Here is a 13708-nt window from a genome sequence, read left to right as displayed (position 1 = left end):
CTAATTTGAAACTTTTAGATATTTGAGTATTCCCTTAGCGATAGCAAAAGACATTTTATCCCGGTAAAATTTTTGTCGTAATAAAGCTGCATCATACATACCAGTAACAAATCCAATCTCTACTAAAGCGGCAGGCATAGATGTTTTTCTTATTACATAAAAGCGAGATCTACGAACACCCCTATCAGGGCTTTGCGGAGAAAAAATTAAAATTTGTTTTTGAATATTTTTTGCTAAAGAATACCCTTTATAACCAGAGTAATAATATGTCTCTAAACCATTAACATCTTTGCGCTTTCCTCTTGTTGCGTTTGCATGAATACTAACAAAAGCATCCGCTTTTGAATTATTAGCTTTGGTAACTCTGGGTTGTAAGTCTAATGTTCTCTCATAATTCCTAGTTAAAATAGTTTTTACGCCTTTATTTGTTAGAAATTCTGAAACACTCTTTGACACTTCTAAAACAATGTCAGTCTCTCTTAATCCATTTATGCCAACAGCACCAGGATCTGAACCACCATGGCCTGGGTCGATAACAACTTTGTACTTTCCATAGGGGACATCAGGCAAAGAAGAAACATCTAAATCTTCAAACTTTATTTTTTCAAAAGTTTTTTTTATTGAATTTCTTAAAATATTACCTTCTTCAATAGAACGATAAGAATTACTTTCTAAACCAACAAATTTCAACTCCCAAGTGTTTGGTGAAATTCCAACTAATTTTAATTTTGAGGGTTCTAATTCAACTGATGGAAGAAATTCAATCACAAGCCTTGTCTTACCCTTAGCAGGTTTGCCTAGTCTTATTTCCTTAACTGATCCATTGCCTTTAATAGTTCTAGGTCGGCTTAATTCTCCAGGAAAATCAATCCATACCCTTTCACCTTTGTCAGTGCTTGAGGATTGAAAAAAAGCATCTAACTTAGTTCCAGTGGAAGTTCGTAATTTAAGGCTACCATTACTAGTTAAGGCCCAAGCGGCAAGAGCGCTAGCAGATCTGAGCGGTAAAGAAATAAAAAGATTGGAACAAAAAAGAAATCCAGCAAAGAATGCAAGTTTTGACTTTAAAGATTGATCTTTAAACATCAAATAAAAAGCTCTGTTTTTCTATGTTTTAGGCTGGGCATTTGTCCTCTGATCCTCTCAACTCTTTCTTTATCAGCAGGAGCTATTGCTGCTCCTTGAACAACACCTGCATCCGCTAGAACTGTCCCCCATGGATCAATAACCATCGCATGACCGTGACTTTGCCTTCTGCCATAGTGGCGACCAGTTTGGGCTGGTGCAACAACGTAAGCGGTATTTTCAATGGCTCTTGCTTGTAGCAAGACTTGCCAATGATCCTTCCCCGTAAAAGCAGTAAAAGCCGCTGGAATCATTAATAAATCTGCGCCTTTATTGACCAAATCCCTATAAAGCTCAGGGAATCGAACGTCGTAACAAATAGATAATCCAATTTTGCAAAGACCAGGCACCTCAACGACAGGTGGAGATTCACTCCCGGAAACAATTGTTTCAGATTCTCTATAGGTATTACCTTCAGGAAGATCAACGTCAAAAAGGTGGATTTTGTCATATCTCGCTAAAGATTGACCGTCTTTTCCAAACAACTCCGCTCTATTTAAAGTTCTAACTCCATCGCCAGCGGGGACAGGAAAACCACCTCCAAGCAAAACAACTTGATATCTCCTTGCCATGGTTACTAAAAAACTATTGCATTTTTCATTGATTGAAGATGCAATTTTTAATTTTTTCTGATCTTCACCCAGAAATGCAAAGTTTTCAGGCAGTCCAACAAGATCAGCCCCACGCCTTGAGGCCAACTCAATTTGTTCTTCTGCAGCATTGAGATTTGCGTCTACATCTGAGGTACTAGTTAGCTGTAAGGCCGCAGCCAAAAAATCTGACACTGAGTTAAAAAAAAGAAATAATTTAAAAGTTAGTTTGAGCGAAGTACGCCCATCTCAATCTGTTTTGGAATAATAGAAAGGTTGTCCAAAGAAGAGCAACAAGCGAAATCATCATCATGATTACCTATCCCTGCAAGTCTTTGTCCATGACTTGCAACACGTAAACATCCTTCAACATCATTCTCCCAATTTTTCCATAGTGCTATGGAGGACATCAATTCATCATTTAATATCTGAACAGACTCTAATTGATCCATTAAAAGAGAGGCTAAAGCGCCAGCTGCTAAAGAATCTTCTAAAGAGTAAGAACCTTCCCAACCACTACCAACAATCCATACTTCATTGGGATTATCACTTTTCAATCTTTCAGCAATAGCTTTTCTGTTTGGGAGTGCCATTGTGTATAAACTTTTTGATTCTCTGACACGATGAAGTGACCTAGTCCCATTTGTGGTGCTCATAAAAACTCTTTTCCCTTTTACTAGCTCAGTTGAAACTCCCAATGGAGAATTTCCTAAGTCAAATCCATCTAATTTTTTTCCTCCTCTCTCCCCAACGAGAATTTTATCTTTAGAGTCAAAAGTCTTTGCCTGACTTTTAAGTTCATCAACATCTGCAAACACTTGTACTGAATCAGCTCCATTTTCAAGAGCCCAGGCAATAGTCGTTGTAGCTCTAAGAACATCAATTACTACTGATGATTCAGGAACAATTCCACTAGGGACATCTGCCGCTACATAAAAATAAGAAAGTTTCATTTCCACAAAGGCTGATAACTTGCGTCACAGTAACTAGATAAATAGGTTAATCGTGCAGACCTTCATGAAATTATTTCGTCAAGAACCTCTTACACGGGACATTAGAGATTTTCTAACTCTTCTAGAAAAGAAAGGTCAATTAAAGAGAATAAGCAGTCCAGTTGATAGTGACCTAGAAATTGCAGCGATAAGCGACCGAGTCCTGGGGATGGGAGGGCCTGCTCTACTTTTTGAAAATGTAAAAGGATCATCAATTCCTGTTGCAGTTAATTTACTTGGCACGATGGAACGCGTGGTTTGGAGTATGGGCTTAGAGAAACAAGAACAATTAGAAGATTTAGGGAGAAAATTAGCCCTTCTTCAGCAACCAAGGCCTCCGAAAGGATTTAAAGAAACAAAAGCTTTTGCTTCAGTTGCTTGGGATCTACTTAAAGCTCGTCCTGATATTGATCTCTTACCACCATGCCATCAAAAAGTAATTGGTGAAAAAGATTTGGATCTAAATCATTTACCACTTCTACGCCCATGGCCGGAAGATGCTGGAGGTGCTATCACTTTAGGTCTAGTAATAACAAAAGATCCTGAAACAGGCGTACCAAATATTGGCGTTTATAGACTCCAAAGACAATCTGCCAAAAGCATGACAGTTCACTGGCTAAGTGTCAGAGGAGGAGCCAGGCATCTTCGCAAAGCAGCTGCCATGAATAAAAAGTTAGAAGTTGCTGTAGCAATTGGAGTACACCCACTTCTTGTAATGGCTGCAGCAACTCCTATTCCAGTACAGCTCAGCGAATGGCTTTTTGCAGGTTTATATGCTGGAGAGGGTGTTCGATTAACTAATTGCAAAACTATCGATCTTCAAGTACCTAGTCACAGTGAAATTGTTCTGGAAGGATCTATATCTCCCGGTGAAGAGATGATGGATGGTCCATTTGGAGACCATATGGGGTTCTATGGGGGAGCTGAGGCCTCACCTTTGATTAGATTCCACTGTATGACTCAAAGAAAAAAACCAATATTTTTAACCACTTTCAGCGGCAGGCCCCCAAAGGAGGAGGCCATGCTGGCCATAGCATTAAATCGGATTTATACACCAATACTTAAACAACAAATACCTGAAATTATTGATTTTTTCCTTCCAATGGAAGCTTTGAGTTATAAGTTAGCAGTCATATCTATTGATAAAGCATATCCAGGTCAGGCGAAAAGAGCTGCTATGGCTTTTTGGAGTGCTTTACCCCAATTTACTTATACAAAATTTGTCGTCGTGGTCGACTCAACCATTAATGTAAGAGATCCTAGACAAGTAGTTTGGGTAATATCTAGTCAAGTTGACCCTCAAAGAGATTTATTCATACTTGAAAATACTCCTTTTGATACCCTTGACTTTGCGAGTGAGAATATCGGCTTAGGAGGGAGATTAGCTATTGATGCAACAACAAAAATTGGCCCAGAGAAAAATCATGATTGGGGTAAACCATTATCAAGGCCTAAAGAACTTGAAGACAAAGTAGATGAAAGATGGGCAGAACTAGGGTTGTCGGAGCTGGAAAACAAGCAACCAAGTCCAGAATTATTTGGTTATGTTATCGATGAACTAATGCGTCAAAAACAAATAAACAATTCATAAATTAGGAATAAAGCTTATCGATAAATAAAATATATAAAAATATATTGTTTTTTCATTGAAAGTTCCCACTAAAGATCAGTCTTTAAGAGACCTTCAAAAAGGAGGGGAGCTCTGTGGAAAAGTGAAAGTACCCGGAGATAAATCAATCTCCCATCGCGCACTACTATTTGGGGCTATCGCTAAGGGGAAAACAATAATTGAGGGCCTTTTACCTGCTGAAGATCCATTAAGCACTGCTGAATGCCTTAGATCAATGGGCGTAAAGATTAGTCCAATTAAAAAAGGAGACATTGTTGAAATTGAAGGCGTTGGATTAAATGGCCTCCAAGAGCCTGAAGATATTTTGAACTGCGGAAATTCAGGAACAACGATGAGATTAATAATGGGATTATTGGCCGGTCAAAAAGATCATCATTTCATCCTTACAGGAGATAAATCACTCCGAAACAGGCCAATGAAAAGAGTAGGACAACCTTTAAAAATGATGGGGGCTAAAGTTTCTGGAAGATGCGGTGGAGACTTAGCTCCTCTATCTATTGTTGGGAACAAATTAAGAGGTGCCGTAATTGGGACTCCAGTAGCAAGTGCTCAGATAAAATCTGCAATCCTACTAGCTGCTCTTAATGCAGAAGGCTCAACGACAGTTATCGAGCCGGCCAGATCAAGAGATCATAGCGAGAGAATGTTAAAAGCCTTCGGAGCTAATCTAGAGGTTGGTGGTGAAATGGGTAGACATATAACTGTTTCCCCGGGCAAAGAGCTAAAAGGTCAATCAATTATTGTTCCGGGTGATATTAGTTCCGCTGCATTTTGGCTAGTTGCAGGTAGCATCATACCCGGGTCAGAATTGGTTGTAGAAAATGTCGGTTTAAATCCTACAAGAACTGGAATACTTGATATATTGGAAGCAATGGAAGCAAATATCAACGTAACAAACAAAAGAGATGTAGCCGGTGAACCTGTTGGTGACATTAAAGTTTTCTACAACGAAAGCTTAAAACCATTTAAAATAAATGGGGAGATAATGCCTCGGCTCGTAGACGAAATACCTATATTATCTGTAGCAGCATGTTTTTGTAATGGTATCAGTCAAATAAAAGGAGCAAGTGAATTGAGAGTAAAAGAAACTGATCGATTAGCTGTAATGGCCAGGCAATTAAAAAGAATGGGAGCAAAAGTAGATGAACATCAAGATGGTCTAACTATCTATGGAGGAAATAAATTAAGAGGATGCGAGCTTGATAGCGAAGATGATCACCGTATAGCAATGAGCTTAGCTATTGCATCAATAATGGCTAATTCTAATTCGACATTACGACGTAGTGAAGCTGCAGCAATCTCATATCCTGATTTCTGGAATGATCTTATGAGACTTCAACAAACAAGTTAGTTTTTCTTAGGATTGGATGATTTAAAAAAACATACGACAAAAGATGGGAGCTTAAGTCTCTATAGCTTGTGCTATGAAGAAGGATTCCATGATAAGGACGGAGCACTTAGAGAATCAACTGCTAAATATCTCTTACCTGCTCAATTAGAACAATTTTCTAATAATGAAAAAATAGTTATTTTAGATGTTTGCATGGGATTGGGATATAACACAGGATGTATTCTCGAAAAGTTAATTCAAAGCAATATAAAAATTGAATGGCATGGGCTTGAGATTGATCAAAGGCCTCTTAAGCTTGCTCTTAATGAAAAAACATTTCAGAGAATTTGGTCTCCAAAAGTATTGCATTTTTATAAATGCTTAGAGAAATCAGGGAAATGGTCTGAAGGTTTTAACGAAGGAACTATTCACTGGGGAGATGCAAGACAAAAAATATACGAAATAAAAGATTCTCTAAGCTTTGATTTAATTCTTCTTGATCCTTTTTCTCCACAAAAGTGTCCCGAGCTATGGAGCGAAGAATTCATTTCTTTGTTAACAAAAAGGCTTTCTTTCGAAGGCCGTTTGATTACATATTCAACAGCTGCCTCAATTAGAGCGAGTTTTATAAGAGCTGGTTTAAAGATCTATTCAATAGTTCCCTCAATCGACGACCAAAACAAATGGAGTGCAGGAACAGTTGCTATGAAAAAGGGAATAGAGCGACCGTTCATTTCAAAAAAATGTCAGTTTAAAGACTTAAGCACTAGGGAAGTAGAACACCTTGCTACGCGTTCATCTATTCCTTACAGGGATCCAACAGGTAGAGGAAACTCTAAAGAAATTATTTCAACAAGAGAATTAGAGCAATCTAAAAGTCAATTAATAAACACTTCATCATGGAGAAAACGATGGAATACTGCGCAAAAGCAATAAAGCAATTAGATTTCTTCAAAAAAGGACTCTAATGCTTGCCATCGCAATTTTAGCGGCTGGAAAAGGTACGCGAATGAAAAGTAAGCTACCTAAGGTTCTTCACCCTTTGGCAGGGAAATCACTTATTGATAGGGTTTTGTCTTGTACTAAAGGGCTCAACCCAAACCGTAAATTAATAGTCATAGGACATCAAGCTAATTTAGTAGAGGACTCTCTAAAACATCATCAAGACTTGGATTTTGTTCTTCAACAACCTCAAAATGGAACAGGACATGCGATTCAACAATTAAGTTCTAAATTAAAAGGATTTAATGGAGAACTTTTAGTATTAAATGGAGATGTACCACTGCTAAAGGAAGAAACTCTATATTCACTTTTAAAATTTCACAAAGAATCCAACGCGAGTGCAACTTTTTTATCTGCAAGTTTAGACTCTCCAACAGGTTATGGGCGAGTATTTACCGATGACTCGGGACTAGTAAAAAAAATTGTTGAAGAGAAAGATTGCACTAATGAACAGCGAAAAAATAAATTAATAAATGCAGGCATATATTGTTTCGATTGGCAACAATTATCAGATGTATTAAGCTTGTTATCTAACCAAAATAGTCAAAATGAGATTTATTTAACAGATACTATAAGTTTACTTAAAAAAGCATTGCATTTTGAGGTAGATAATCCATTTGAGATTAAAGGCATTAATGATAGAGTTCAATTATCTGAATGCGAACATTATATCCAAGAACAGCTTAAATCCTTATGGATGAGGAAGGGAGTTTCTTTTGTTGATCCTATTAGTTGCTCTCTAAGTGAGGATTCAAACTTTGGTACAGATGTAGTTATTGAGCCACAAACTCATCTTCGCGGCAAATGTAGTATTGGCAATGGATGTCATTTAGGGCCAGGTAGTATCATAACAAATTCAACTCTTGGGGAAAATGTATTAGCCATTCATTCATTCATCAATGAGGCAACGATTGGAAATAATACATCAATTGGTCCATTCGCCCACATAAGACCGGAATCAACCATAAAACAAAATTCTAAAATAGGGAACTTTGTAGAAATAAAAAAAAGTTGTATTGGAGAAGGAACAAAAATCAATCATTTAAGCTACGTAGGTGATTCAGCTCTAGGAAAAAATATTAATATTGGAGCAGGAACTATCACAGCTAATTTTGATGGTAAAGATAAACATAGAACAATTATTGATGATTATTCAAAAACCGGTGCAAATTCAGTACTTGTTGCGCCCATCAAGATTGGGGCACATGTAACTATTGGTGCAGGCTCAACAATAAGTAAAGATATTCCTGATAAAAGTTTAGTAGTTGAAAGATCAAAAGCAATTATTAGAACTAAGTCTGATTAACTACAACGGCGAAGTTATTTCTGTAGATAGGGTAATACTTTTTCTAATTCCAACTTACGACTACCTTTAATTAAAATACTGTCTCCCGGCGAAAGCCATGATAATAGTGATATAGCCGCATCTTTTGGGGTGCTTACTACGTCATGATTTGGTAATTTATTGATTATCTTTTTTATGATATTAGATTCCTCCCCACAAGAGACGAACACAATTCCAGTAAGACCTAATTCAACGGCTTTGTTAAGAACTTTCTGATGAAGTGAAATACTCTCAGAGCCCAACTCAAGCATCGTACCTAAAACTGCAAAATGTCTGCCAGGCTTGCTTATCAATAGCTCTAGAGATGCAATAACAGATTCGGGAGATGCATTGTAAGTCTCATCTAAAACTAAATATTCTCCACAATCAATCAATCTATTTCTTCCCATTGGCATATTTATTTTTAATTGATCAAGATTCTTTATTGATACTCCTAATTCTGTTGCAACAGTCAATGCAAGAAGAAAATTCATAGCATTATGTCTTCCTTCAAGGGGCAATTTGAATTTACTTCCCTCAAAAAGCATGAAATTATTTTGCATGTCAATTTGAGAAATATAATCTGGTTCAATATCTTGAAAAGCATAATGCTCATCATTACAATCTAACCAGTTCAGTGAAAAGCCCTCTATCCCTACTCGAACAATACGTCCTGACCATTTTTCTAACAAAGCTTTTTCTAAGAGGTAGTCGCCAAAAGGAATAATCACAACACCATCAGGTCTTAGGTTTAAGGTGATTTCAGACTTGGCTTTTGCAATATTTTCTCTACTACCAAGAATACCAATATGAGCTTGACCCACATTTGTAATTACAGCGATATCAGGTTCAGCAACTCGAGAAAGACGTGCAATTTGACCGAAACCACGCATACCCATTTCTAGAACAAATGCAGCATCTGTTCCCGACCCACTAAGCAGCGTTTTTGGAACACCGACATCATTATTTTCATTCCCTCTGCTAGAGACAATTTCACCAAGAGGAGACAGTATTGCTCGAATCAATTCTCTTGTAGTTGTTTTACCAACAGAGCCAGTAACAGCAACTACAGGAAGACTTAAATTTCTACGATGAAGCAATGCGATCTGTTGATAGGCGTACAGAGTATCTGGAACCACCCAATGAGGCAGGTCAGTTGGGACCAAACCATTATATTTTTCAGAAACTACTGCTGCCTGTATACCAAGATCAAAAGCCATATCTAAGTAATCATGGCCATCAAATTTATTGCCTACCAAAGGGACAAAGAAATCACCCTTTTCAATTGTCCTCGAATCAGTAGATATACGACCAACAGCTAAATTAAGATCTATTTCCTTTTGAATATCTGGCTTCCCCCATAGTTCAATTAAGTCCTTAAAAATAATATCCATACAAAAATTTGAATAGAAGCAAAGTAATCTAAATACTCAAAAATCCTATAATTTTATTTTTTTCCCTTTCCTTGAAGGATCTGCTTCTTGGCCGTAAGAAAACTTTTCAACCTCTGCAGCATCAGGAGAAGGCTCCTTAATTCCACAAACATCTTTGTACATTAATTCATATTCCTTCGCGGATCTATCCCAACTATATTTATTTGACATTGCTCTTAATTGTAACTCCTTCCAACTTTTTTGATGTCTATATGCTTCCCAAGAACGAACTAATGCTGTATAAAAGTCAATTGGTTCATACCGATCAAAGCAAAATCCGGAACCTGTTTCATTCATGGGGTTATAAGGTTCTACTGTATCCACTAAACCGCCGACTTTTCTAACGATCGGAATAGCACCATAACGCATAGCTAATAATTGACTGATACCACATGGCTCGAAGCGACTAGGCATTAGGAATGCATCAGCGCCTCCATAAATGAGCCTAGATAATGCATCATCGTAAGTAAGAAAAACAGAAAAACGACCAGGATACTCAATTGCAAGCTGCCATAAAGATGACTCTAAATAGCGATCCCCAGTCCCAAGGACAACAACCTGAGAGTCAGTATAAGAAAGAAGCCTATTAGCTACTTGTAGTAAAAGGTCAATACCTTTTTGGTCAACGAGCCTACCAACCATTCCCATTAGATATTTATCTGGATTCACTTCAAGTCCCATTCTTTCTTGAAGGACTCTTTTATTAATTGCTCTACCAGAAATATTATCTACACTAAATTTAGCTGGCAATGAATTATCCGTTCCTGGATCCCACTCATCTAAATCAACTCCGTTTAATATTCCTCGTAATTTCCCAGAAATATAATTTAAAAGTCCCTCTAATTTTTCTCCATATTCAGATGTTCGGATTTCCCTTGAATAAGTCGGAGATACTGCATTCACTCTATCGGCATACAACATTGCTGATGCCATAGTGTGATCACCATGCATATACCAGGGGCACCAAGTTATTTGATCAAGCTTCCATCTCCATGGGCCTTGATACTTGAGATTATGAATAGTAAATACCGTACTGATTTCAGGGTCTTGATGCATCCAAACTGGGATCATTCCAGTATGCCAATCATGACAATGGAGGACTTGTGGTTTCCAAGAGTTCCATGCAAATTCAGAGACTGCACTAGCAAAAAAAGTAAATCTCCAATCTTCATCTTCTCCTCCGTAAATACGCTCGGAATCAAAACATGGATGTCCAACCAAATAAATTGGCAACCCATTAGAGGGATGCCTTGTTTCAAAAACAGCGAAGTCAACCCCCATTGTGTTCGCTCGAAAGATAGGTTCAGGAGCAATATCCATCAACGACCATAATTTTCCATACCCTGGAATTATTAATCGAACGTCATGTCCAAGTTTTTTAAGCGCAGGAGGTAATGAACCAACAACATCACCCATACCTCCAACCTTTATCATTGGGGCGCATTCAGCAGCAGCAAAAAGTATTCGCATTTAATTCATGAAAAAGAAAGATTTATTTTTTGGATAAACCAAATAAAATCATGGAAGCCATTTTGATTCGGAGAAATCAGGATCCCTTTTCTCCATGAAAGCATTTCTTCCCTCCTTTGACTCATCAGTCGTATAAAAAAGATGTGTTGCCTGGCCAGCAAGCTCTTGAATACCTGCCAAGCCATCTGTATCAGCATTAAAAGAAAATTTCAAACACTTTATAGCGGTTGGACTGTTTTGAAGTATTTCCCTAGCCCATTTAACACCTTCTGATTCGAGCAAATGAATTGGTGAGATGGCATTTATAAGCCCCATATCCAATGCTTCCTTCGCTCCATATCTCCTGCATAGGAACCAAATTTCTCTAGCCTTTTTTTGACCTACAACCCTTGCTAAATAACTAGAACCAAACCCTGCATCAAAGCTCCCAACCTTAGGTCCTGTTTGACCGAACATTGCATTATCTGCAGCCAAACTTAGATCACAAATTAAATGCAAAACATGCCCCCCCCCTATAGCGAAACCAGGGACAAGCGCAATTACTACTTTAGGAAGGCTCCTAATTATACGTTGCAAATCAAGAACATTTAAACGCGGGATTCCATCATCTCCAAGGTATCCTCCACTTCCACGTATAGCCTGATCTCCGCCAGAACAAAAAGCAAACTTTCCATCTTTGGAAGGTCCTACCCCTGTAAATAAAACGACTCCAATTTTTGGATCTTCTCTTATTCTAATAAATGCATCACAAAGTTCTGAAATAGTACGAGGTCGAAAAGCATTTCTTTTCTCAGGACGATTTATCGCAACACGAGCAATTCCTTCAGGACTTATATCAAGCAAGATATCTTTGTATTCACCAATAGAAACCCATGAGGTAATAATTTCCCCTGGGAGAACTCTTCTAGACATATTGTTAGGAGTAATAGGTTTTAAAGTCATTTTTTTAAATTAAATTTAGTCAAAACTTGATAAATTCTCAGATAATGTTCTTTTCAAGTCTTCACGTAAACTTACTCTCAATTTATGATCTTCAACGGAGTTAGTACAAACTCTTATTAATACATTTGTTGACAAAGAAAAACTCCATTCAATTGCATGTTCTAAATCATCCAAGCAAGCAACTTGCTTATATTTCAATCCATAAGCCTTAGCAAGTGTAAGGTGGCAAACTTGCTGAGGCATAAGAAAAATTTCTTTAAAATCTCCTTCTTGAATTGTATCTATATTTAACTGATTAAATATACCTCCTCCTCCATTATCAATCATGATTACGATTAGACTAATATTTTTATCCTTTGAAAATAGCCATCCATTTGTATCATGAAGAAGTGCCAAGTCACCAGTTACTAGTATCATTCTTCCCATAATTATTGATAATCCCATTCCCAGTGAGAGTGTCCCGTCAATTCCTGATGCTCCTCTAAAGCCAAAGCACCTTCTTGTGAAAGCCCCCTCTCCCGAATAACTTAACCAATCTCTTATGGGACTACTTGAAGCAAGCATCACAGGAATAGAAGTTGGCAACAAGCGAGGAAGCAATCTAGCTAAAGCAGGTTCAGTAATTAATCCATTTCCTAACAACCTATTATCAAGCCAATCATCTATGAACAGATCATATTTTAAAAGCTTTTTAGTCAACTTTTGACTAACAATTTCTTTATCTATTTCTTTTTTTGTGGGAATACCTTCAAGCAACTTGTTAACCCAATAAGAAAACCCTTCACTAAATTGAGTTGCGCTACCTATTGGATCAAGATTTCGACAATCTCCCTCAGTAATAAGTAATTGAACTTTTCCAGGTTTTTTAAGCCAATTTTGTAATTCTCTACTTGGTGGGATTGGACCCAAACGTAAAACTTGAATCTCTTTGATTTTTTCAAATAACCCTGTTGAGAAAAAAAGATCCCAGTGATTTATCAAACCTTCTTGATCATTTTCAACCCCAGAAAGTGGATCAGCAAGAATTGGCCATCCAGTTAATTTTTGCCATTTCTTTAATGCTTCCCTAAAAGAAAGAAGTTGTTTTGCTTTTCCTCTCCATGGGCCAATAATAATTATTCCTAAAGAGAATGGATCTAATTTTGGTAGTTTTAAACATGGAAAATTTTTAACGACCTCAACCTTATATGAATTGATTTTTTCTTTTAAAAATCCTTCAATGCCCCATCCATTAAGAACTTTATTCTGGTCAATTTCGCAAGGATGCAAAGGTTCCTCATAAGCAAGGTTAATATGAACTGGTCCAGGAATGTTAGAAGCCATTTCGAATGATTTCCCAACTAAGGATGTCAGTCTCTCTTTTGAAATCAAATGGATTCCTTCTTTTGGAGATTCATCAAAATGTCTACAAACTGATTTAAGAAAATCCTGTTGATTAACTGCTTGATTGGCTCCACATTCTTTTAATCGCAAAGGTCTATCTGCAGTTAAAAACAGGAGAGGATGGCATGACCTATCTGCTTCAACAGCAGCTGGCAAAAGATTTGCGACAGCACTTCCAGAAGTTGTAATGACACAACTTAATTGTCCACTCGCTGCACTTATTCCCAAAGCAAGGAATGCAGCCGACCTTTCGTCAATTGATGTTATGAGAGTTAATTCTTTTCTTTTTGAGAGACTTGCTGCTGCTAAAGCAAGAGGGCCTGATCTGCTACCGGGGCAAAGGACAAAATATTTCACTCCCTTAGCTATTAGAGTTTTAAGGAGCTCTAAGCTGATAAAAAAATTGTAACGAGCTAGTGAAATTGCCAAAAGAACAACTACTTCGATTTTTGTAAAAAACTTTCCAACAAGTAACTAAAACAAAGAA

At 37.4% G+C, this 13708-nt stretch carries 11 protein-coding genes; 4 read left to right on the top strand and 7 right to left on the bottom strand.

The genetic code is table 11. The features are described from left to right. Genes O5639_RS00270 through O5639_RS00260 form a run of 3 tightly spaced genes read right to left on the bottom strand, consistent with a single transcriptional unit; the run spans position 1 to position 2668 of the window. Complete coding sequence (locus O5639_RS00270) at positions 1–1086, bottom strand: N-acetylmuramoyl-L-alanine amidase (protein WP_269624532.1); 1086 nt, start codon at positions 1084–1086, stop codon at positions 1–3. Beyond that, complete coding sequence (locus O5639_RS00265; protein ID WP_269624531.1) at positions 1086–1910, bottom strand: carbon-nitrogen hydrolase family protein; 825 nt, start codon at positions 1908–1910, stop codon at positions 1086–1088. Before O5639_RS00265 ends, O5639_RS00270 begins: the two co-directional genes overlap by 1 nt. Before the next feature lie 29 nt (positions 1911–1939). After that, positions 1940–2668, bottom strand: a complete 729-nt coding sequence (locus O5639_RS00260; protein ID WP_269624530.1) for a 2-phosphosulfolactate phosphatase family protein — start codon at positions 2666–2668, stop codon at positions 1940–1942. 64 nt (positions 2669–2732) lie between these two features. Between O5639_RS00260 and O5639_RS00255 the strand changes: the two genes are divergently transcribed. The 4 genes from O5639_RS00255 to glmU are packed head-to-tail and all read left to right on the top strand — an operon-like array spanning position 2733 to position 7975. Further along, complete coding sequence (locus tag O5639_RS00255) at positions 2733–4298, top strand: UbiD family decarboxylase (protein WP_269624529.1); 1566 nt, start codon at positions 2733–2735, stop codon at positions 4296–4298. Positions 4299–4353: 55 nt separating this feature from the next. Further along, a complete protein-coding gene (aroA, locus tag O5639_RS00250; protein ID WP_269624528.1) occupies positions 4354–5688 on the top strand; it encodes a 3-phosphoshikimate 1-carboxyvinyltransferase in 1335 nt (444 codons plus the stop codon). A 12-nt stretch (positions 5689–5700) separates the two neighbouring features. Then, on the top strand, positions 5701–6603 hold the full coding sequence (locus tag O5639_RS00245; protein WP_269624527.1) for an MnmC family methyltransferase: 903 nt from the start codon (positions 5701–5703) through the stop codon (positions 6601–6603). A 31-nt stretch (positions 6604–6634) separates the two neighbouring features. Beyond that, positions 6635–7975 (top strand): bifunctional UDP-N-acetylglucosamine diphosphorylase/glucosamine-1-phosphate N-acetyltransferase GlmU, encoded by a 1341-nt coding sequence (gene glmU, locus O5639_RS00240; RefSeq protein ID WP_269624526.1) that lies wholly within the window; start codon positions 6635–6637, stop codon positions 7973–7975. Positions 7976–7989: 14 nt separating this feature from the next. Here glmU and O5639_RS00235 read toward each other — a convergent pair whose 3' ends face one another. The 4 genes from O5639_RS00235 to menD are packed head-to-tail and all read right to left on the bottom strand — an operon-like array spanning position 7990 to position 13650. Further along, positions 7990–9387, bottom strand: coding sequence for a UDP-N-acetylmuramoyl-tripeptide--D-alanyl-D-alanine ligase (locus O5639_RS00235; RefSeq protein WP_269624525.1), 1398 nt, complete (start codon positions 9385–9387; stop codon positions 7990–7992). Between the two features lie 45 nt (positions 9388–9432). After that, positions 9433–10896 carry a glycogen synthase GlgA gene (gene glgA / locus O5639_RS00230; protein WP_269624524.1) on the bottom strand — a complete coding sequence of 488 codons (1464 nt, stop codon included), beginning with the start codon at positions 10894–10896 and terminating at the stop codon, positions 9433–9435. Between the two features lie 48 nt (positions 10897–10944). Beyond that, on the bottom strand, positions 10945–11838 hold the full coding sequence (menB, locus tag O5639_RS00225; RefSeq protein WP_269624523.1) for a 1,4-dihydroxy-2-naphthoyl-CoA synthase: 894 nt from the start codon (positions 11836–11838) through the stop codon (positions 10945–10947). Positions 11839–11853: 15 nt separating this feature from the next. Further along, positions 11854–13650 (bottom strand): 2-succinyl-5-enolpyruvyl-6-hydroxy-3-cyclohexene-1-carboxylic-acid synthase, encoded by a 1797-nt coding sequence (gene menD / locus O5639_RS00220; protein WP_269624522.1) that lies wholly within the window; start codon positions 13648–13650, stop codon positions 11854–11856. Positions 13651–13708: the final 58 nt, after the last annotated feature.

The sequence above is a fragment of the Prochlorococcus marinus str. MIT 1214 genome (genome assembly GCF_027359355.1).
In the GTDB taxonomy this organism is placed as follows: domain Bacteria; phylum Cyanobacteriota; class Cyanobacteriia; order PCC-6307; family Cyanobiaceae; genus Prochlorococcus_B; species Prochlorococcus_B marinus_F.
Note: the sequence above shows the minus strand (reverse complement) of the source record. Positions and strands in the feature narration are given on the sequence as shown.

Excerpts from the sequence above, each read along its gene's own strand:
- O5639_RS00270 (WP_269624532.1), bottom strand. The coding sequence starts at position 1,086 with ATGTTTAAAGATCAATCTTTAAAGTCAAAACTTGCATTCTTTGCTGGA.
- O5639_RS00260 (WP_269624530.1), bottom strand. The coding sequence starts at position 2,668 with ATGAAACTTTCTTATTTTTATGTAGCGGCAGATGTCCCTAGTGGAATT.
- O5639_RS00255 (WP_269624529.1), top strand. The coding sequence starts at position 2,733 with ATGAAATTATTTCGTCAAGAACCTCTTACACGGGACATTAGAGATTTT.
- glmU (WP_269624526.1), top strand. The coding sequence starts at position 6,635 with ATGCTTGCCATCGCAATTTTAGCGGCTGGAAAAGGTACGCGAATGAAA.
- O5639_RS00235 (WP_269624525.1), bottom strand. The coding sequence starts at position 9,387 with ATGGATATTATTTTTAAGGACTTAATTGAACTATGGGGGAAGCCAGAT.
- glgA (WP_269624524.1), bottom strand. The coding sequence starts at position 10,896 with ATGCGAATACTTTTTGCTGCTGCTGAATGCGCCCCAATGATAAAGGTT.
- menB (WP_269624523.1), bottom strand. The coding sequence starts at position 11,838 with ATGACTTTAAAACCTATTACTCCTAACAATATGTCTAGAAGAGTTCTC.